At 62.9% G+C, this 20,718-nt stretch carries 13 protein-coding genes; 7 read left to right on the forward strand and 6 right to left on the reverse strand.

Annotated elements, in window-relative coordinates; genetic code table 11:
* Positions 1 to 11: 11 nt before the first annotated feature.
* The 4 genes from QXZ85_RS29790 to QXZ85_RS29805 are packed head-to-tail and all read right to left on the reverse strand — an operon-like array spanning position 12 to position 6,750.
* A complete protein-coding gene (locus QXZ85_RS29790) occupies positions 12 to 2,132 on the reverse strand; it encodes a tetratricopeptide repeat protein (protein WP_315706168.1) in 2,121 nt (706 codons plus the stop codon).
* Positions 2,125 to 3,366, reverse strand: coding sequence for a hypothetical protein (locus QXZ85_RS29795; protein WP_315706167.1), 1,242 nt, complete (start codon positions 3,364 to 3,366; stop codon positions 2,125 to 2,127). Before QXZ85_RS29795 ends, QXZ85_RS29790 begins: the two co-directional genes overlap by 8 nt.
* Before the next feature lie 28 nt (positions 3,367 to 3,394).
* Positions 3,395 to 4,513 (reverse strand): serine protease, encoded by a 1,119-nt coding sequence (locus QXZ85_RS29800; RefSeq protein WP_315807328.1) that lies wholly within the window; start codon positions 4,511 to 4,513, stop codon positions 3,395 to 3,397.
* 47 nt (positions 4,514 to 4,560) lie between these two features.
* Positions 4,561 to 6,750 carry a DNA/RNA non-specific endonuclease gene (locus QXZ85_RS29805; protein WP_315768727.1) on the reverse strand — a complete coding sequence of 730 codons (2,190 nt, stop codon included), beginning with the start codon at positions 6,748 to 6,750 and terminating at the stop codon, positions 4,561 to 4,563.
* Positions 6,751 to 7,275: 525 nt separating this feature from the next.
* Between QXZ85_RS29805 and QXZ85_RS29810 the strand changes: the two genes are divergently transcribed.
* From QXZ85_RS29810 to QXZ85_RS29825, 4 genes are all read left to right on the forward strand, one after another.
* Positions 7,276 to 8,493, forward strand: a complete 1,218-nt coding sequence (locus tag QXZ85_RS29810; RefSeq protein ID WP_315768725.1) for an efflux RND transporter periplasmic adaptor subunit — start codon at positions 7,276 to 7,278, stop codon at positions 8,491 to 8,493.
* Positions 8,494 to 8,538: 45 nt separating this feature from the next.
* Positions 8,539 to 11,661 (forward strand): CusA/CzcA family heavy metal efflux RND transporter, encoded by a 3,123-nt coding sequence (locus QXZ85_RS29815; protein ID WP_316175407.1) that lies wholly within the window; start codon positions 8,539 to 8,541, stop codon positions 11,659 to 11,661.
* Between the two features lie 183 nt (positions 11,662 to 11,844).
* Positions 11,845 to 13,284 (forward strand): hypothetical protein, encoded by a 1,440-nt coding sequence (locus QXZ85_RS29820; protein WP_315706349.1) that lies wholly within the window; start codon positions 11,845 to 11,847, stop codon positions 13,282 to 13,284.
* An 11-nt stretch (positions 13,285 to 13,295) separates the two neighbouring features.
* Positions 13,296 to 14,198: a hypothetical protein gene (locus QXZ85_RS29825; protein WP_315706162.1), complete on the forward strand. Its 903-nt coding sequence runs from the start codon at positions 13,296 to 13,298 to the stop codon at positions 14,196 to 14,198.
* Between the two features lie 382 nt (positions 14,199 to 14,580).
* Here the strand turns inward: QXZ85_RS29825 and QXZ85_RS29830 are convergent, their stop codons facing one another.
* Positions 14,581 to 15,681, reverse strand: a complete 1,101-nt coding sequence (locus tag QXZ85_RS29830; RefSeq protein ID WP_315701243.1) for an IS4 family transposase — start codon at positions 15,679 to 15,681, stop codon at positions 14,581 to 14,583.
* Positions 15,682 to 16,253: 572 nt separating this feature from the next.
* Positions 16,254 to 17,219 carry an amidohydrolase family protein gene (locus QXZ85_RS29835; RefSeq protein ID WP_315706161.1) on the reverse strand — a complete coding sequence of 322 codons (966 nt, stop codon included), beginning with the start codon at positions 17,217 to 17,219 and terminating at the stop codon, positions 16,254 to 16,256.
* A 378-nt stretch (positions 17,220 to 17,597) separates the two neighbouring features.
* Between QXZ85_RS29835 and QXZ85_RS29840 the strand changes: the two genes are divergently transcribed.
* The 3 genes from QXZ85_RS29840 to QXZ85_RS29850 all read left to right on the forward strand — a co-directional run bounded on the left by QXZ85_RS29840 (position 17,598) and on the right by QXZ85_RS29850 (position 20,703).
* A complete protein-coding gene (locus QXZ85_RS29840) occupies positions 17,598 to 18,050 on the forward strand; it encodes a (2Fe-2S)-binding protein (RefSeq protein WP_315706160.1) in 453 nt (150 codons plus the stop codon).
* 1 nt (position 18,051) lies between these two features.
* A complete protein-coding gene (locus QXZ85_RS29845) occupies positions 18,052 to 20,367 on the forward strand; it encodes a xanthine dehydrogenase family protein molybdopterin-binding subunit (RefSeq protein ID WP_315706159.1) in 2,316 nt (771 codons plus the stop codon).
* A gap of 72 nt (positions 20,368 to 20,439) precedes the next feature.
* Positions 20,440 to 20,703 carry a hypothetical protein gene (locus QXZ85_RS29850; protein WP_315706158.1) on the forward strand — a complete coding sequence of 88 codons (264 nt, stop codon included), beginning with the start codon at positions 20,440 to 20,442 and terminating at the stop codon, positions 20,701 to 20,703.
* Positions 20,704 to 20,718: the final 15 nt, after the last annotated feature.

The following is a 20,718-nucleotide window of genomic DNA, read 5'->3' on the forward strand; positions in this document are numbered from 1 at the left end:
GTCTTGCAGCTTCACTGCGCGATTGATGTCAGAGCATCCATCTTCTTCCGCAGCCGGTCGCGCGCCGGTTCCAGGCGGCTGCCCGGGTCCTTGCGCAGGAATGCTTCAATGACGGTCAGTCCGGCTTGATAGGCATCGCCAGCATCCCGGAGGTCAGATTGACTCTTCTGCGCCTTTCCTCGTGTCGCCAGCGCGTCCCCTTTATGCTCATATGCGGTGGCGAACTGAGATTGGCGACTGCGATCGTCGGGAAACTTCGCCGCGAGGTCTTTCCGCTGCTCAAGAGCCGCGTCGTATTCCTTCAACGCGCTATCAAATTGCTGATCCTGCATAAGAGCGCTGGCCAATCCATCATGGGTGCTGGCAAGATTCGCTTTCCACGCGGCGTTATTGGGATCTTTGACGACCAGTGCCTGCCGAATATCGAGCGCCGTTCGGTACTTTTCCATGGCTCCCGCCAGGTCCTGCTTCCGTAAGAGCGCGTCCGCAATCGCGAGTTCCTCTTGCTGGAGCGAATCCTGCCAGGAGGCATTGCCGGGATCCACGTTCGCACGCGCCTGCCTGATCTTGAGCGCTGCACCATATTGTTGCAGCGCCTTGTCCAGCAGGTCATCATTCTTGGTCGCGCTGTAATAGTTCCGATATACGCCGCCCATGAAATGATAGGCCGCTGCAAGATTGCCTTGATATACGCCTTCCTCCGGATGCTCGTCGGCCAAGGACTTCCGTATGTTGAATGCTTCCTGATATTGCTTGAGGGCCTCGTCATAACGTCCCTGGGCGGCGGAAAGTCCTCCGAGTCTCGCCCACGCGTCGCCTACGATCTTTCGCGCGGCAGGATTTTGCTGCGGCTCCCCTCCCTTCAACGCCTTGCCGATATCGAGTGACTTTTGGTACCGGGACAGCGCAGAATCCCAGTTGCCCTTCATAAGGTCAAGGTCGCCTTCCTTGTTCATCACCAAGGCGACGTCCGCCTGTCGGTCGACGTTGCTGGGATCCTTGTCTGCAAACGTTTCCGCGACCTTGAGCGCAAGGTCATATTTTACTTTCGCTGCTCCAATATCGTAGTTCACGACGATGTCCCCGATACGAAATGCGGTCTTGTAAACCAGGCTCTGCCAGGCGTCGTTGCCGGGATCTTGCCCGGTAAGTTGGCCCGCCAGTTTCTCCGCTTGTTCGGCGAGCGCAAGCGCCGTCCGGGAATCGCCTGCATCCAGGTATACATCCGAAAACTGTATGAGCAGCTTGGCGTGCGCTTCGATCACTTCAGGCCGCTTTCCGTCGGGCTCCTGGTCGCCGGACGAAAGAATACTCTCTGCGCCCTTGAACAATTCCGCTGCGGCCGCAATCGGGATGGCTCGGTCACTGGTTTGCTTGGACAGCACCTTCAGGATGCGTTCGACGGCGTTGATGGACGTGGCCGCGCTCAGTTCTGCTTCACGCGTACGTAACTCCTGAGCGGCTGCTTTCCTATCCGCCTCACGCAGGCGGGACTCTTGAAAGAGCGTGACCCCAAGCATCCCAATGATCATCAGGCCCAGAATTCCGACGATGGCGAGGAAGCGCTGGGTCGTTCGTTTCTTGCTGAGGGCGATCTTGCTCTCCGCGACCAGTTCGAAGACATCCGGGTCCTGGTGTTTGAAGCGCGACGCCTGAGCAATGGATTCCTCGTCGTTCAGCAGATAGCCGGGCTGCCTGTCAGAGTCTCGCCACAGCCGCGCGGTGGCCACAAAGCGGATCAGCTCGCGCGCTTCTTCCTCCGGCAATTTCTCTGAGCGGGTCGGCTCGCCGGCGGCGGGAGGAGTCTGCGAGCTATCGAAGGGCTCCAGCAGCGCCGGAGTGAAGTCCTCTGCCGCCGCAGCCGGAAGGCTGAGCAGTTCGGTCGACCAGTAGTCCAGGATGCCTTGAGCGGTCTGACGTTCGTTCTTGTCCGTAAGAATGGTTCCGGTCGCGCGCGCGTGCACGATGAACGCGCGAATGTCGGATGCCGTCCGAGGTGCCTCCGCAGCACCCCTTTCGGCATTCGAGAGGGTGTATCGCAAGTCGAGATGCGCGCGCCAGAGTTCGGCCATCGATGAAAAGGGTTTGTTCAACGCTGCCGCGCGCGCTGCATCGCCGGGTAGTTCAGACATCGCCGATCTCCTCGACTATCGATTTCAGCGGCTCGTGGAATTTGCCGAGCGAACCGCAATCTTCCTTCAGCTTGGCATCGACCTCGAAGAAATGGAATTTGAGGACACGACAGAAGGCGTCGAACGATGGCTTCATCGTATCGCTGAGTGTCTCCCGGGTCAGCTCCGTGTCGACGCGGTCCGAATAGGTCATCGCCTCCTTCGCCCACGCGGCCCCGGGATCGAGCGAGGCGAGCAACTGGACGTGCGAGTGCAGCCGGTACCAATTCTGCGCGATGAGTTTCTGGGCGCTCGTTGCGGGCGTGCTGAGCACATCCTCGACCAGCGAGAGCTCGTTTTCGGCATCCTGCCAGATTTTGTGCACCAGTGCGCGTGCCATGACCGTGGCCTTCAGGTCACGGATCGCATGCGACAGTTGCTCAAAGGACTCTTCGAGCATGATCACGCTCGGCAAGACGAGAATCAACTCGTCGAGCGACAGCTTGTCAGCGGCATCGAAGATCCGTGCGTTCAGGCGTGAGAGCTGAAGGCGGACGAGGCGTTGCACGCCGCCGAATCCTTCTTGCGTGGCGGACGAATTCGCCGTCTTGATCGCCGGGCCGAGCCCATCCGCCAAGCGGTCGAGCTCGGCAATCCAGACGAGTTCGGCGCTTGCGGCGGCGCCGAGCGGCACTGCTGCGGCGCGCGCGGCCGTACAAGTGTTCCCGATGTTCTTCAGGCCCTCGAGATCGTCGACGGCGACGGACCTGAATGCGAGCTTGAGATGAAGCGCATGCAGGCATTCGTGCAGGTTCTTGAAAGCCGCTAGCGTGCGTATCTGCTCGGATATGGCGGCTATCTTGTCGCGCGACGGCTGGAGTTCGGGCAGGAATTCGGGTTTCAACACCATCGCCGTCACGAGAGTGAGGCTTTGCAGGGCGCGATCGACCCCGTTATCCACCTTCGGCAGCGCCGCGAGCGTCTCCGGCGAGGCCTTGATGATCAGTCGACGCAGTTGCTCGTTGGCGACCGCGGATACGAGCACTTGGATAAGCAGCCAGCGTTCCGTTCCATCCTCGATCAAGCGGTCCAGCGTCCGGCGGACCGCGCGATGGAGAGGATCGGTGGGGCTGGCATATTCCTTGTAAAGTTCGTGGCCGGTCGCGGCCAGCACGATCTCTGCGAATTGCTCCGTGGAAAAGGCCTTGGCAATCTCGTCAGACACGAGATCGAGATATTTTGCCGGTATGGCCATCGCTTGCTCTCCCCGCGATTGCACGTCCTCACTTGCCGAGCGCGTTCCCGAAGCCCTGCGCCTCGATGCGCTGGCGGATCAGGTTGATCGGCACCCCTTGATTGAACAGCGGCCTCTGCCAGTTCGGGTCGCCATAATGATGCATGGCGACGATCTCCCACTCCATCGTGAAGCAGGGGGAACCCGACGAGCCCGGATCGGTGTTCGCTAGGTATTTGATCCGCGTTCCATTGGCGTTCGGACCGATCACGGCCTGTGTATCCATCGCCATCTTCATCGGCCCGCCTTCAGGATGCTGCACGATCAGGAGTGGCGCGTCCCGCGGTAGTGGAGCTGCATCACGCGGCAGCGCGATCCATCCGCGACACGCACCATCGACCTGCTGCTGCCCGGCAGTGGCTTCCAACTGCAGCAGCGCAAAGTCGAGCTCTTCGGGGGTCGGCGAGGGTACCTCGGGATTGGCCGTCGTTTCAGCATTGCTGTAAGGCGAGAACGTGAGGCAGCCGTCCGGGCGTAGCGCCACGAGCTGACCGGGATTCAGCGTGCCGTTCGCAAGCCTGACGTAGTCGAACCGGCAGCCGATCTCCGCCAGCTTGCCCTCGGCCTTGACATCCTTGACGACGTGCCAGTTGGTCAGCACGGTATCCGGGCCGACCAAAAACCCGGTGCCGAGGCCATTTCCGCCGCGCTCGATCCGGCAGACGCGGTGGTAGATTTCAATTGCCCGCTCGAGCCACACGCGCACGTCGGGCTTGGCGAGGTAGGGCCGTATGTTGCGCTGCAGGCCCGGAGCGAGGGCGTTTGCCGGTGCATCGGCCTGCACCTGACCTGCCTTCTGCAATGACAGCGTAATGCTTTGGTCCGGTACTGCGCCGATCGCTTCCGGACAGAGCTGTTCGATCAGGTGCTGCAGATCGGGTTTCCCGGGGCGGCGCGCATGAACGTAGTGAAGGAAAAGCGGGGTCGTGCCGTGCTCTTCGAGCGCGTTGAGCAGATCGCTGATCGTTGGCCTTAGTGGCTTTCCCTTACCGACATATTCCACGTAGAGGCGGTCGCCCGTGCTGGCTTGGACGAAGTCCTCGAGATCGTCGAAATTCAAGGAGCTTGCGAGCGACTTGCTGAGCTTCGTGATGTCCTCGCCGCGCAACTCGGGCATCTGGCTTCCTCCATCGCCTCGGCACGGATCGCCGGCTTTCAACGTCGCTCGAGCCGCCGGCGCTTGGCGCCTGAGCGCATCGACACCTCGGCGCCGCGCAGCGTGTCGTACTGGTCGGCAGCGCGCACGTTGGCTGGAAACCGCACACCCGTCATCGCCTCGATCTCGGAGAGCGGATACATGTGCGGCGCGAACTCGGTGGGCACGACGAATTCGAACTCCACGGAGGACAGGTCCTGCTCGAGCACGAAACCGAACGCCGCCAGCCCGTCGGCCGTCGAGGCCACGATGACTTTCCAGAAGCGCGCCGGAATCTTGGCTCTGATCTTGTTGCGGCCGCCGCCCGCTCCGAGAAACACCTCGTCCGCTGCATCGAGAACCGGCCCGGCAAATTGCGCGAGCTTCTCGCTGGCGGCGGATGCCAGAACATGGTTTTCGAGATCACCCCAATTGTCCACGCCGCTGCCCGACCGGTTGTATTCGGCGGTCTGCGGCGAACAGTTGGTCACGTGATAGCTATCCCCATTGCCGCGCCGCAGATCATCATAGGTCTCGCCCCAGGCGACATCCTCACGGCGGACGATATGCCCCTTGTCGAAGGCGCCGCGATCGCGCGTGAAGAATACGTCCGGAAGTTGGAACTTCTCTTCGAGTCTCGGATCGACGAACCAGCGCTCCTGGTCGCGGTCGCCGAGCCCGGACAATGCCTTGCGGGTGTACTTCTTGCTGGGATCCGGGCGCTTCAGCCGTGGGTCGGCGGTGACGTTGGAGGCCGTGAACAGCGCAAGGCGGCGCGCGGCATGCATTGCTATCGAAAAGTTCTGATAGGGCAGGATGTTTCCGCCGAGACGCGTTGTGGCCAGCACGCTCGGATCGGCCGCTTCCGGCATCGGGATTTCGGCGCCGAGAAAGTCTTTGTCATATCCGGTGCGGGATGCGTAGTTCGTATCCCGGAACGGTTCCACCATGGCCTCGGTGAGGGCCCCGCCGCCGGCCGGGGCAGCCTCAGTGCCGCTCGGCTTGCCGACGATGGATGGCGCGCCGAGCCGTATCGTGATCTGCAGCGGTACTTCCAGCGTGATCCCGTCAGCCGTCGCCCGTACCACGCTCTGACTCACGTCGGCGGATGGGCGCGGTGCGGGCGCCTGAGCAGTCTGATCCGCCGTCACATCTTCATCGGAAAACCCGGCGAGATCGGCCTTGCTCCACCAGTCGGACCAGGCCGGCGTCCCGCCCGGCGCGCCGCTCGCAAAATTGACTCCCAGATCAACCACGCGTCCGTCGCGCGCCAACTCGAACATCGGCACCGCGTAGTTCTTGTCCTGGTAGCGGCCGCCGAAATGCAGCGCGACAATCTCACCACTCGCGAGGTCGATGACGCATGAACCCGAATTGCCGCCGAGGGTGGAACAATCGTGCGTTCCCGCAGAAATAATCTTGCCGAAACTCTCGGTCGGCGACACCCCGTGGAGTTGTCCCGGCTGGAGACGTTTGACCCCATACTCCTTGTCGAACAGTTGGTCCTGCTCCGCCGCATCGTTGCGCGGGTCGAAGGCCGGGTAGCCGATGACGGCGATCTCGTGTCCGTCCATATCGGAAATATCTGCAAGCGACATCTTCAGCGGCTTGCGGCCGGCCGGCAAGTTCTCGACTTCCAGGATTGCCATGTCCCAATAGGGATGGATCATCACTACGCGCCGCACCACCAACGTCGGTCCGGTCGGCCGGCCGCGTTCGTGCAGGAAATCGACCCCAGCCTTGCAGCCCGTCCGGAAGGCGATCGCCCGATTGCCCAAGCCGCGAGCAAAGATCGCGGCAACGTGGCGATTGGTCATGATGAGGTTGGTGCCGACCACGAAACCGGTCCCGCCATAGGGATAATCCGGGTTGTCCGGCAGTTCGATGCGGCCGACCGACGGGATCACATCCTCGATGCGGGTGCGGATCGCCGCGTCGGTCGTGAGCTTCTGCCACAGATGGTGGGAGACCTCGAACTTGCCGTCGATGATATCGATCGCGGGTCGAAGCTTGGGAATGATAATGGCCTCCATGCCGACCAGTTGATCGGGGGAGGGCTCGCGCTTGTTCAGCAGCATCTCGAAGCCGGCTCGCGCATTCCTCGCTTCGGGGGCTTCGGCCATTTCGAGGCCACTCACCGCCGGTTCCGCCGCTTTCAAGAGGCTGTCCGGATCCTTCTTGCGCGAAATCAGCTCCAGATATGACTTCACTCGCTCTGCATTCGAACGCTGCATAGTTCACCTTCGGTGCGAATCCTAAGGTTGAGCCTCCATACTAATGCAATCTTCAATTTGACGTGGATCAATAGTTAGTCGTGAGACAATGCGAGTTGGAAGCAAACGACTTGGTCGTTGCGCCTTTGAGTTCGAGGCAACGGACTTTCGGATGCAAACTCGCTCCGCGCGGCACCTGCGGGTCGACGCTGATGCTGATGGAGGGAGAGACGTTCGAATCCGCCGCCTATACCGCCGGCGACGTGGCCGCCCCGAGGCGTTCGCGTGATGCGTCGCAACGGCGGCCCAGGGGGCAAGCCAAATGAGCTGAACGGTGGATGAACGCCTGTCATTGAAGTTTCAAATTTTTAACCCAGAACGGAGGTGATTTTGGCGATTTTTAGGTTGTTTAGAACAACGGTTCCGCACTATTAGCGCAGAAAGAACGGTCATCGCCGGCGTCCCCGTAAGGCGAATGTAAGGTGGATGGGCCATAGTGCCGACATGAACCAATCTCCGCAGATGCTGAGTAAAAAAGGGCTGATCATCGGCTTGGCGGCCTTTGCGCTCGCCGCTGCGGGCGCCTATGGCTTCACGCAATTCGGTCAAACACCGAAAAAAGACAGCCTCGAGCTGTCCAGCCAGTCGCGCAAGGGAGGCCAGACGTTCACGCCGTCGCCCTCCGAATGGGCCACGCTGACCGTCGAGCCGGTGTGTGACAAGATCTTTCGGGCGGAACACGTGACCGAGGGCAAGGTCGCGGTCGATGAGGATCGCTCGACCCCCGTATTTTCCCCGTATGCGGGCCGCGTGACCAAGCTGCTGGTCAAGCCGGGCGACACCGTCAAGCAGGGCCAGCCGCTGTTCGTGATCGAAGCCGCCGATACCGTGCAGGCGCAGAACGATTTCATCACTGCGATCACGGCGATGAACAAGGCCAAGTCGGCGCAGGACCTGGCGGAGATTCAGTACAAGCGCGCCAAGGACCTGTTCGAGGGCAGGGCAGTTCCGCTCAAGGATTTCCAGCAGGCGGAAGCGACCTTCGTCCAGGCGCAGAACGACATGCGCTCGGCCCAGACCGCGCTCGATGCCGCCCGCAACAAGCTCCGCATCCTCGGCTACTCCGATGCGGCGGTCGCCAATTTCCAAGCCAAAGGCACAATCGACCGCGAGATCACGGTCAACTCGCCGATCACGGGCACCGTCGTGCAGCGCAAGGTCGGCCCCGGCCAATATGTCCAGGCCGGCGCAAGCGATCCGGTCTTTGTGATCGGCGATCTTTCGACGGTCTGGCTGATCGCCTTTGTCCGCGAAAGCGATGCGGCAGTCGTCAATGTGGGGGAGGAGATTTCGGTCAGCGTGCTGGCGCTGCCGGGCCATCCGCTCAAGGCCAATATCGACTATGTGGCGGCAGCGATCGATCCGACCACCCGCCGGCTCCTGGTTCGCGCCACCATCGACAACAAGGACGGCCTGCTCAAGCCGGAAATGTTCGCCAATGTGACGATCTATTCGCCGGGCGATCGACCCGCCGCGGCGGTGCCTCGGCAGGCCTTGATTTACGAAGGTAACCAGGTGCGTGTCTGGGTCGCGCGTCCGGATAAGTCGCTTGAGCTGCGCAAGATCAAGACCGGCCTCGTCAATGGCGATCTCGTCGCCGTCGAAGGCAATCTGAAGGCCGGCGAGCAGATCGTCACCAAGGGCAGCCTGTTCATCGACCGTGCCGCGTCCGGTAGCTGACGTGCGGGTCCAACTCTTCCCAACGCGGTGAAAGCCTGAACCTGAATGGATCGCCTGGTCGCCATCGCCGTGCAGCGGCGCTTCCTCATGGTGGGGATGTTCATCGCGATCCTGGCCGGCGGCCTGATCGCGTTCAAGCAGCTCAACATCGAGGCCTATCCCGATCCGACGCCGCCGATGGTCGACGTCGTGACGCAAAGCCCGGGCCTGTCGGCCGAGGAAATCGAGCGCTACATCACGATCCCGATCGAGACCCAGGTCGCCGGCATCAAGAACCTGCGCACCATCCGCACGATTTCGCTGTACGGCCTGTCCGACGTCAAGCTGCAGTTCTCGTTCGATTATACCTATGACGAGGCGTTGCAGCAGGTCCTGAACCGGCTCTCGCAGCTGTCGCCGTTGCCGGGCAACGTGACGCCGCAGATTTCGCCGTTGAGCGCGATCGGCGAGATCTATCGCTATCGGCTGAAAGGCCCGCCTGGTTACAGCGTGCTGGATCTGAAGACCCTGCAGGACTGGGTGCTGCAGCGGCGTTTTCGCGCCGTGCCCGGCGTGATCGACGTCACCGGATGGGGCGGCAAGACCAAGACCTATGAGATCCAGGTCGACAACAACAAGCTGGTCGCCAACGGGCTGACCCTGCCGCAGCTGTTGCAGGCGGTGAGCAATTCCAACATCAATGTCGGCGGCAACACGGTCGAGATCGGCACGCAATCGGCTGTGGTGCGCGGCGTCGGCCTGATCCGCTCGATGGACGATCTCGCCAACACGATGGTGTCGCAGACGAGCGGCAATCCGGTGCTGGTCAAGGATGTCGCGACCGTCACCGTTGGCGAGAAGCCGCGGCTTGGCATTGCCGGCCTCAATGACAATGACGACATCGTCCAGGGTATCGTGCTGATGCGGCGCGGCGAGCAGAGCTCGCCGACGATTGCCCGGGTCGAGGCACTGGTCGACCAGATCAACCACTCCACCATTCTGCCGCCGGGTGTCCGGATCGAACGGATCTACGACCGCAAGGACCTGATCGACACCACGACCCACACCGTGCTGCACAACATGGTGGTCGGCATTCTCCTGATCGTGCTGTTGCAGTGGATATTCCTGGGCGATCTCAGGAGCGCACTGATCGTCGGCGCCACCATTCCGTTTGCGCTGTTCTTTGCCGTGATCATCCTGGTGCTGCGCGGGGAGTCCGCGAACCTGTTGTCGGTCGGCGCAATCGATTTCGGCCTGATCGTGGACGCCACCGTGATCATGGTGGAGGCGATCTTCCGAAGACTGACGCAGACCACGCCGCTGTCGGAGGTCGAGGAAAGTCACATCTCGCCCGAGACGATGATGGGCATGAAGAGCCACGCGATCCTCTCCGCGGCGGCCGACGTCTCGCGCTCGATCTTCTTTGCCGCCGCCATCATCATTGCCGCCTTCCTGCCGCTGTTCACCTTGAGCGGCGTCGAAGGCAACATCTTCGGCCCGATGGCGCGCACCTATGCCTATGCGCTGGCCGGAGGCCTGCTGGCGACCTTCACGGTGACGCCGGCCTTGAGCGCCATCATCCTGCCTGCTCATGTCCAGGAGACCGAGACGCGCCTGATGCATCTGTTGCATCGGCTCTACGGGCCGGTGCTGCGTTGGGCGGTCGGCAACCGCAAGCTGGTGATGATGGGCGCCGTCGGGCTCGTGGTCATGACGGGTGTGTTCGGCCGGCTGCTCGGCCTCGAATTCCTGCCCAAGCTGGAAGAGGGCAATCTCTGGATCCGCGCCACTCTGCCGCCGACCATCTCGCTGCAGGAAGGCAATCAGTACGTCAACGAGATGCGCAAGCTGATCCGCGCGCGGCCCGAGGTCGAGGCCGTGGTCTCGCAGCACGGCCGTCCCGACGACGGCACCGACGCGGCCGGCTTCTTCAACGCCGAGTTCTTCGCGCCGCTCAAGCCGGTCAGCCAGTGGCCGGGCACCAAGGACAAGGACCAGCTCACCGCCGAACTGCTGAAGCAGCTTGATGACCGCTTTCCGGGCGTCGAGTTCAACTTCTCGCAATATCTGCAGGACAACGTCTCCGAGGCAGTGTCGGGCGTGAAGGGCGAGAACTCGATCAAGCTCTATGGCAACGACCTGCAGGCGCTCACCGACACCGCCAACAAGATCAAGCAGGTCTTGTCGACCGTGCAGGGCGTGACCGATCTCGCGGTGTTCACCTCGCTCGGCCAGCCGACCGTACAGATCGACATCGATCGCGCCAAGGCGGCGCGTTATGGGCTCGCCCCCGGCGACATCAACGCCACGATCAAGGTCGCGGTCGGCGGCGACACTGCGGGCGACCTCTACGAGCCCGGCAGCGACCGGCATTTTCCGATCATCGTGCGGCTGGCGCCGGCATATCGCAAGAGCGCCGAGGCGATCGAGAATTTGCGTATCGGCGCGCAGGGGCCGAACGGCGTCACCCAAATTCCGCTCAGCGAAGTCGCCACCACCAAGCTGGTCTCCGGTGCGGCGTATATCTATCGCGAGCAGCAGGAGCGCTATCTGCCAATTAAATTCTCGGTGCGCGAGCGCGACCTCGGCAGCGCCATCCAGGAAGCGCAGCAGAAGGTCGCCGAGCAGGTGCAGCTGCCGCCGGGATCGCATCTCGAATGGGTCGGCGAATTCGGCAATCTGCAGGACGCGATCAAGCGGCTGTCGATCGTGGTGCCGATCAGCCTGGCGCTGATCGCGATCCTGCTGTGGTTCAATTTCGGCTCGATGGTCGACACGCTGCTCGCGATGAGCGTGATCCCGATGGCGATCTTCGGCGGCGTCGTCGGTCTCGTCCTGTCCGGCATCCCGTTCAGCGTCTCGGCGGCGATCGGCTTCATCGCGCTGTTCGGGATCGCCGTGATGGACGGCATCATCATTCTGTCCCAGTTCAACCAGCTGATCGACGAAGGCTACGACCGCGTCGCCGCGGTGATCCGCACCGGCGAGTTGCAGCTCCGCCCGGTGTTGATGACCTGCGTGGTGGCCGGCGTCGGCTTGTTGCCCGCGGCACTGTCGAGCGGCATCGGCTCGCAGGTGCAGAAGCCGCTCGCGATTGTGGTGGTCACCGGCATGATGCTGGCGCCGATAGTGATCCTGATCACCTTGCCGGTGTTGATCTCGTTCTTCTCGCGCCGCGGTGCGCGCTAATTGCCTTGGGCATGTGGGCACATGCCCATAAATCTTGCCCACTCCCTTTGTGGTTGACGACCCCTGGCCGGTGCGCCTTGATTGATGCCAATCAAGAAAACGGCCAAGGAGGTCGCCATGCGCGCCGAACAGCGCCAGCACAGGGTGGATGAGCCGGCGGTCGCGCGCGCCAAGGCGGATCACATGTCGGGCCACAAGCCGGGTCCCAGCGCCGATCATGCACGGCTCGAGATCGGCACCTCGGAGCAGGTGCTTGCCGAGATCAGGGAATTCTGCCGCGCCACCAAGACCTCGGAATCCACCTTCGGCCGGCTGGCGGTGAATGACGGCAAGCTGGTGTCGCGGCTGCGCGATGGGGCCCGGATCACCACCGGCACCCTGGACAAGGTGCGCGGCTATCTCGCGACGCATGGACGGAATGGTCATGACAGCCCGGCCGATCAGGCCCTCGTTCCGATCGCGCCGCGCAGCGAGGTTTCTGCGGATACCGGCGCAGCGCCGTCCGGCTTCCGCTTCTTCGACAACCGGCAGAAATATCTGCTGTTCGTCTCCACCTGCAGCGAGAAGACCGAGGTCGCCAACCGGATTTCGCTCGAGCTTTCCAATCTGCAGCCGGCGCCGCCGGCGCTGCGGCTGTTCGATGCCGGCGTCGGCGATGGCACCGTTCTGTCTCGGGTGATGCGGGCGCTGCATGCGCGCCTGCCCACCATGCCGCTCTATGTCGTCGCCAAGGAGATCTCCTACGAAGACGTGCGGATGATGCTGGAGAAGATGGCCGATCGGCTGTTCGAACATCCGGCGACCGTCGTCGTCGTGACCAACCTCTATTATGGCGAAGCGCCGTGGCTGACGCCGCGTTCGGCCACCGCAGCCCAAAGCCTGTTGTGGAAGGACGTCGCGCTCGCCGGCAACACCGCCCACGGCTTTGCCGAGCAGATCGGCGCGCTGGAGCCGTTCCTGGCCGAGAACTGGCGGGCCGGCATCAGCCCGACCACCGGCAATCCCGTCTACAAGCGGCCGGTGATCCTGACGCTGTCGCGCGAGGATCACTCGTTCCTGCTCGATCCGATCATGCCGCGGCCGGGGCGGGTGAGGGCCGACTATGATCTCGTCATTGCATCGCAGCCCTATCGCGCCCGCGCCAGCGTCGCGTTCAAGGCCTCGAAGGTCGTGACGCCGCTGGTGCGCGCGCTGCGTCCGGGCGGGCGGCTGATCGGCATCCATTCCCACGGCCACGATCCCGGCATGGAGATCATCGATCAGGTCTGGCCGGGCGACAATCCCTTCACCACCGACCGTTACGCCATCCTGCGGCAGGTCAAGCACGAGCTCGGCGCTGCCGCGCGCCATTACAATTTCAACGCATCCTCGGACGCGCGGTCGATCTTCCGCTACCGCATGCACACGCTGCCCGACGAGGTGTCGGGGCCGATCGGCACCTCCACGCTGTTTGCAGCCTGGAACGCGGCGATCTATGTCGCCCAGATCGAGGACAACAGGCTGTCCGAGGTGGTTCGCGACGGCCGCTATCTCGAAGCCACCGACCGCGTGCTCAAGAAGCATGGCGGCCTCTGGTTCAATGACGAGACCTATGTGATCTCGCGCCGCCGCGCGCCAGCCTGAGGGAGCCTCCGATGCTTGCGCAGGACCAGCTCTCATCCCAGCGCCTGATGCGATTGCTCGCTGCGGCGTCCGTCGAGATCTCCTCGCGCGGTCACCAGCTTGCAGAGCTGCGAGACAATTTTGCGCCGGGCACCAGCGTCTCGATCACGTTTCTGCCCGGCGACGACTATCATCATAATGTCGAGACGGCCGCCGCCTTGCGCCGCGCCGGCTTCAATCCGATCCCGCACCTTGCTGCGCGCGAGATCAGTTCCAAAGATGCGCTCGCGGACTTTCTCGCCCGCTTGCGCGGCGAAGCCGACGTGACATCGCTGCTGCTGATTGCGGGCGACGTGCTGGCTGCAAAGGGCCCGTTCAAGGCGAGCCGCGACATCGCCGAGTCCGGCCTGATCGAACAGCACGGTTTTGCGCGCGTCAGCGTGGCCGGCCACCCGGAAGGCCATCCTTACCTCGATCCAACCGGCGTCTTGAAGCTGCTTTTGGATTGGCAGGACTGGAGCGACCGGCGCGGCGTTCCCATCAACATCATCACCCAGTTCTGCTTCGAGAGCGCGCCGATCCTGGACTGGTTGTGGCAGCTCCGCGCCCACGGCGTGCTGCTGCCGGTCACGATCGGGCTGGCCGGTCCTGCCACCCCTGCGACGTTGGTGAAGTTCGCCTTGCGTTGCGGCGTCGGCAATTCCTTGCGCGCGGCGCGCAACCGGATTGGACGCTACGGCCGACTGATGACCGAAACGGGACCAGACGAGGTGGCGTGCGGGCTTGCCGACGCGCCGCCTGCGGATACGCAAGCCATCACAGGCTTCCACCTGTTTCCCTTCGGCGGTCTCCGCAAGGCGGCCCGCTGGCTGCGCGACGACAAGGCCGATGGGACGAGGGCACCTCCTGCCGGGCCAGGGGCTGGAAAGTCGTAGCTCGAAAAGAGAAAGGAGACGACAGCGAGCAGGGCACCGGTTTCGTAGCGCGATGGCCGCAGGCATGCGATTGGGATTCATCAGCATGGTCGTTGTCTCCGACGACTGCGGACGCGTATCGGCAATCCCGCGGCGCTGGTTGCGTCCGGGTGATCCGTGAAGTTCATGCCCTCTTCGAAAGTGATGAGGGCGCAGGGAATGCCGCATAGGCGTTAAGGTAGCGCGAGCATCGATTGATACTTGCGTTTTCGAGGAGGCTCGCGAAGGTGGCGCCCCAACGCGCGTTTTCTGCGGCGCAAGCAACGGATGGTTGGTTGTGGAATGATTGCTTGCAGCAAGGATGCAACGAGCTGCTGCAGGACCCGCCAAGCGCCAGGCGTCGTTAAGCGGCCTGCGTCCAGTGGGGAGAGTCCTCGAAGTCGCTGGCAAGCGGCTCGAGCAACAGGATGATCAGGAGGTGGGCCAGCAGGTAGGGCTTGGCAGAGCGCGGATCGGTTCCTGGCGGCGTCTTGAGGCCAATCAGACTCTTCAGTCGCTTGAACCCAAGCTCGATCCGCCATCGCAATCGATAGAGCGCAAGCACATCTTTGGTGGAGAACTCGTCCCGCGCGAGCGACGTGATCAGAATGACCCAATCCGCAGCCTCCAAAGTTTCTTTGGAGATGATGCGGTTTTCATCTTTTGCGTCTTGCCGGGCTTTACGCCGAGAAGCAGCAGCCGCACCGGTGGGCTTCTTGATTGCGACCAGACGCATAGCCAGAGGCGCGCCGCCCTTGCGCTTGATCCAAATCTCCCGATCGACCAGTCCGCGCGCCTTCGCGGCACGCAATTGGGCCATCAGATCGAACGGAAGGCCTTTGGCGTCAAGCCAACGTGCGTTCTTCCAGCCCGCTCGGATCAAAACGTCGGCCCCGGCTTCGCGGACGGCCGCAATGCGGTCAGGTTGCAGATAAGCGCGGTCAGCAATGCGGATCTCGTTCTTGACCACTGGTATCCGGTCAAACGTTTCGCCCTCTTGCTGATCTGTCAGCTCGAAGTGACCAAAGCGCTCATAGGGCAGATCAAATGCGCTATGAACGCGCCAAAGCTCACTGTTCTTGCGCGCAGCCGGTCCCGCCTGAGGCACTGTCGTCGCATCGATGATGCGGATCAGGCGGCCTTGGCTCGCCTTCGGAGCTGCCGCAGCGAGCAAGCCCTCCACCAGCACCGCAAACCAATCACCACATTGACGCAGCCGATAGAACAACGCCACGCTGGTGAGGTCGGCAAGGCCAACAGAAGCCGCCCATGCGGCTGTCGATCTCAGCCCTCTTTCACCCAAACAATAGGCCAGCATCAGCCGAAGTAACGTCACCGCATCTGGAATCTGCCGCCGACGCGCGAAGGCCTTCGTCTGGCGCGCAGTTTTCTCGAGCTGCGCAGCCCCGCCCAGCTGCGCAACCACTCTCGTCCAGTCCTCGTTCAGGAGCGATTCGTCTGCCATCCCCTGTTCGAATCACGGCGGATTCCAACACTCAAGCATAAACTTAACGCCTATGGGGAATGCCGGGTGTTGGCCTCACCCATGGCCCGCCTGCAGAAGAAAAAGCAGGCGGCAGTCACCACAGGTTCAGCCGGGACATCCGGCATTCCCTGCGCGATGGCTTACGGCTTATACGCGCTCTCCTCGGGGACCGGCTTGATTGCCCCCGTGTCGCGACGACGCTATGCGCGTCGCGCTGGGCGCCAGCACCGGGGCGCCAGGACCACGCGATTTCGCCGTCCATGAAAGCATTGCTCGTCCGCGCAAGATGCGCGCGATGCTCTCACGTCCACCGCATTGCCGGTCCAACGTATCGTGACGACGCGTACGTCCCTCATCCGGACCGGAACGGTGCGTAGCATACGACTGATTTGCTGATTTTCAGAAGCGATTTATTTTTCCTGCGGCCTCTTGAAGCAGGTCTTGTCATTGAAGTCGTTCATGAAATGAGCGCTTCAGCGCCGATGGCCGTCATTGCGAGGAGCGCAGCAACGAAGCAACGACAAAGCAAATCTTGCTGGCTGCATCAAATCTCAAAACCCATAGAGCCGGGCCGGATTGTCGACCAGGATCTTCTTGCGGATCGTAGCATCCGGCGCCCACACCGGCAGCTGGTTCATCAGCCGGCCGTCGTCGATCTGATAGAGCGGGGCGATGTCGGTCGGCTTGCGGTCGGGACGAATGGTGGAGTCCGGATGCGGCCAGTCGGTGCCCCAGACGATGCGATCCGGATTGGCTTCGATCAGTGCCTTGGCGAAGGGAATGACATCCCGATAATCGGGGGCGAGCTTGGAGGCGCGATAGGCGCCGGAGATCTTCACATAGGCCTTGCCGCTCTTCACGAGTTCGATGAGGTCCGGAAAGCCGGGCTGCTCCAGTCCGAGCTCGGCCTGTGCGCCGCCGAAATGATCGAACACGGCCGGCACCGGCGAGGCCGTCACCAGATCCTTGATCGCCGCGATCATCGGCGTGTTGGTGTAGAGCTGGATGTGCCAGCCCCGTGCCTTCATGCGTTCGACCGCGGCGGAGAACCGCGCGCGTCCGACCGAGGGATCGTTGATGCCGCCGGTCGCGAGATTGATGCGGATGCCGCGGAAGCCTTCTTGTTGCATCCGGTCGAGATCGGCTTCTGGCGTCTTGTCATCGATCACAGCGACGCCGCGCGCATTCGCCCCCCGTGCCTTCATGCCGAACAGCGTCGCTGAATTGTCGGTGCCGTAGACGCTCGGTGTCACGATCACCACGCGCTCGATATGCAACGCCTTGTGCAGCGCAGCCATTTCCTCGGGCGAGGCCTGTTCGGGCGTATAGACGCGCCCCGCGAAGAACGGAAATTTCGCGGGATCGCCATGAATATGGGTGTGGCAATCGCAGGCATGCGCCGGCACGTCGAAGTCGACCGGCGTCGACGGCTGCGCCGCCTTCGCCTGCGCGCGTTGTTGAGGCATGGTCATTCCGGCCGCGATGCTTGCGAGCAATAGGGTGCGTCGATTCAGCACGATCAGGTCCTCCCCGCAGGATGCGGCGCATTCGTTGTTGCGGATGATGCGTCATTCTGCGGATAAGCGTGACCGCTTCCACGACAGGAAACAAGGGACAAAGAAGACGATCAGGATTGCAATCAGGTCGGCGCGAAGTTCCATCAGGTCACGGGATGCAAGCATATGCGGTATGGATGATGACCATCACGTGAACATTGTCGTGAGGTCTATGCAACGTCCATGTCTCTGATAGCCTCAGCAGGTGCAGAGACGTCGAGCAGCAATTTTCGACACGACCGACCGTCTGCTGTCGGGCAGGTGTGCCTTACAGGAGCGCAGGCGGGAGGGGACTTTGGATCCTTTTTCCGAGATGCTTAAGAAGAGCGAGGAACGATCATGATCAAGCTGAAAATCAACGGTCAGGAACAGAGCTGGGATGGCGACCCCGATCTTCCGCTGCTTTGGTTCCTTCGCGACGAGGTCGGCCTGACCGGCACCAAATTCGGTTGTGGCCAGGCGCTGTGCGGGGCCTGCACCGTGATGGTCGATAACAACGCAGTGCGCGCCTGCATCACCTCCGTGTCCGACGTGGCCGATCGCCAGGTCACGACGATCGAAGGCTTGCACCCGACCGGGGACCATCCGGTGCAGAAGGCCTGGCGTCAGGTCAACGTTCCGCAATGCGGATTTTGCCAGGCTGGCCAGATCATGCAGGCCGCCGCGCTGCTCGCCAGTAATCCCAAGCCATCGCACGACCAGATCCGCGAGGCGATGTCGGGCAACATCTGTCGCTGCGGTTGCTATCAGCGCATCGAGAACGCCGTCCATCTCGCATCCACGGGAGTGTGACATGAATTTCATCGCCAGTTCGAACAAGCCTCGCGGCTTTGAAAAAGCGATCAGGGTCGAGAACGTATCGCGCCGCAACATTCTGAAGGGCCTCGGCTTGGCCGGCAGCTTCGTGCTCGCCGCTCCGATCCTGTCGCGTCCCGCCTTTGCCTATGAGACCGGCGCCGCGAAGATGCCGCACGGCGTGGTGGTCGATCCGAAAGTGTTCGTCGCCATCGCGCCTGACGGCGCTGTCACCATCCTTGCGCACCGGGCGGAGATGGGCACAGGCGTTCGCACCAGCCTGCCGCTGATCGTCGCCGAGGAAATGGAGGCGGAGTGGACCCGCGTCCATGTTCAGCAGGCCCATGGTGACGAAACCAAGTTCGGCAACCAGGATACCGACGGCTCGCGCAGCACCCGGCACTATCTGCTGCCGATGCGGCAGATCGGCGCAGCGGCCCGCACCATGCTGGAGCAGGCCGCGGCCAAGCGCTGGGGCGTCCCGGCGACTGAGGTGAAGGCGGTCAAGCACGAGGTCGTCCACGACGCGACCGGTCGGCGCCTCGGCTTCGGCGATCTCGCCGCCGACGCAGCCAAGGAGTCCGTGCCCGGCATCGAAGGGCTGAAGCTGAAAGACCCGAAGGACTTCCGCTATCTGGGCAAGGGCGAGATCAGCATCGTCGACCTGCACGACATCACCACGGGCGCGGCGCATTATGGTGGCGACATCCGCCTGCCGGGCATGAAATACGCTGTCATCGCGCGGCCGCCGGTGACCGGGGGCAAGCTCGTCTCGTTCGATGCTGCGGCGGCGCAGAAGATCTCCGGGGTGGAAAAGGTGATGGAGGTCAAGGGCTGGCCCTGGCCCTCCAAATTCCAGCCGCTCGGCGGCGTGGCAGTGATCGCACGCAACACCGGCGCGGCGATCAAGGGACGCGATGCGCTCAAGATCGTCTGGGACGATGGCCCCAATGCGAAATACGACTCCGTCGCCTATCGCGCCGAGCTCGAGCAGGCGGCACGCAAGCCGGGCCTTATCGTCCGCAAGGAGGGCGATGTGGACGGCGCGCTGAAGACGGCCGACAAGGTGGTCGTCGGCGAGTATTACATTCCGCATCTCGCGCATGTCAGCATGGAGCCTCCGGTTGCGGTGGCGAACGTGACGGGCAACAAGGCCGAGATCTGGGCACCGGTGCAAAGTCCCGGCGGCACGCGCGAAGACGTCGCGAAAACGCTCGGCATCCCGCTGGAGAACGTTACCATCAACGTGACGCTGCTCGGCGGCGGCTTCGGCCGCAAGTCCAAGTGCGACTTCGCGCTCGAAGCGGCCCTGCTGTCGAAGGAGCTGGGCACGCCGGTGAAGGTGCAGTGGACGCGCGAGGACGACGTCCAGCATGACTTCCTGCACACCGTCTCGGTGGAGCGCATCGAGGCAGGCCTCGACAAGAACGGCAAGGTGATCGCCTGGCGCCACCGCAGCGTCGCGCCCAGCATCGCCTCGACCTTCGCCGCCGGCGCGGTGCACCAGGCGCCGTTCGAGCTCGGCATGGGGCTGATCGACGTGCCGTTCGAGATCGCCAACATCCAATGCGAGAATCCGGAAGCCGCCGCGCACACGCGGATCGGCTGGTTCCGCTCGGTCTCGAACATCCCGCACGCCTTTGCCGTGCAGTCGATGGTCGGCGAGATCGCGCAGGCGGCGGGCCGCGACCAGAAAGACATGCTGTTGGAGATGATCGGCTCGCCGCGGCACGTCGATCTCTCCTCGGTCAAGGATCCCTGGAATTACGGCGAGCCTTACTCCAGCTATCCGATCGACACCGCGCGGCTGCGCAAGGTGGTCGAGCTGGTCGCGGAGAAGGGCGAGTGGGGCCGCTCGCTGCCGAAAGGACACGGGCTCGGCATTGCCGTGCATCGCAGCTTCGTCAGCTACATCGCGACCGTCGTCGAGGTCGCCATCGACGACAAGGGCAAGCTGACCGTGCCGCGGGTCGATACGGCGATCGATTGCGGCACCTATGTCAATCCCGAGCGCATCCGTTCGCAGATCGAGGGCGCCGCGATCATGGGTCTCAGCCTCGCCAAGTACGGCGAGATCACCTTCAAGAACGGCCGTGTGCAGCAGAAGAACTTCGACGACTTCCCGGTGCTCCGCATCGACGAGGCGCCGCTGGTCACGAACGTGTACATCGTGCCGCCGGCGGCGGACACACCGCCAAGCGGGGTCGGCGAACCCGGCGTGCCGCCGTTCGCGCCGGCGCTCGTCAATGCCATCTTCGCCGCGACCGGCAAGCGCATTCGCGCGCTGCCGATCGGCAAGCAGCTGGAGGCGTAAGAGGGAACGGACCTTCGCAATCCCTGTTCATTGATCTGACCACTGCACTCAGTGCACTTGGAGGGACAGACGATGAGCAGCGCCTTCAAGGCGCTCGCGGCGATATTCATCCTCGCGGGCGCCGTTTGTTTCGTCACGCAGCCGGCCGCGGCAGAGGACAAGACGCCGCCCGCGACGGCCAGCCGGCCTTCGGCCAGCGGCCCGGATCAAAGCTCCGTGCCGAACGCGGCGCCGCCGGCCTCGCGCACCCAGACCACCGGGCAGTCCGGTCAGGATCAGACGGTCAAGGAGATGAACGAGCGCGAGCGCAGCAAGGTCGAGCGCGAGGGCAAGTGAAGCGCCAATCAAGTG

The organism is Bradyrhizobium sp. SZCCHNGR1005, from assembly GCF_032489995.1.
In the GTDB taxonomy this organism is placed as follows: Bacteria; Pseudomonadota; Alphaproteobacteria; order Rhizobiales; family Xanthobacteraceae; genus Bradyrhizobium.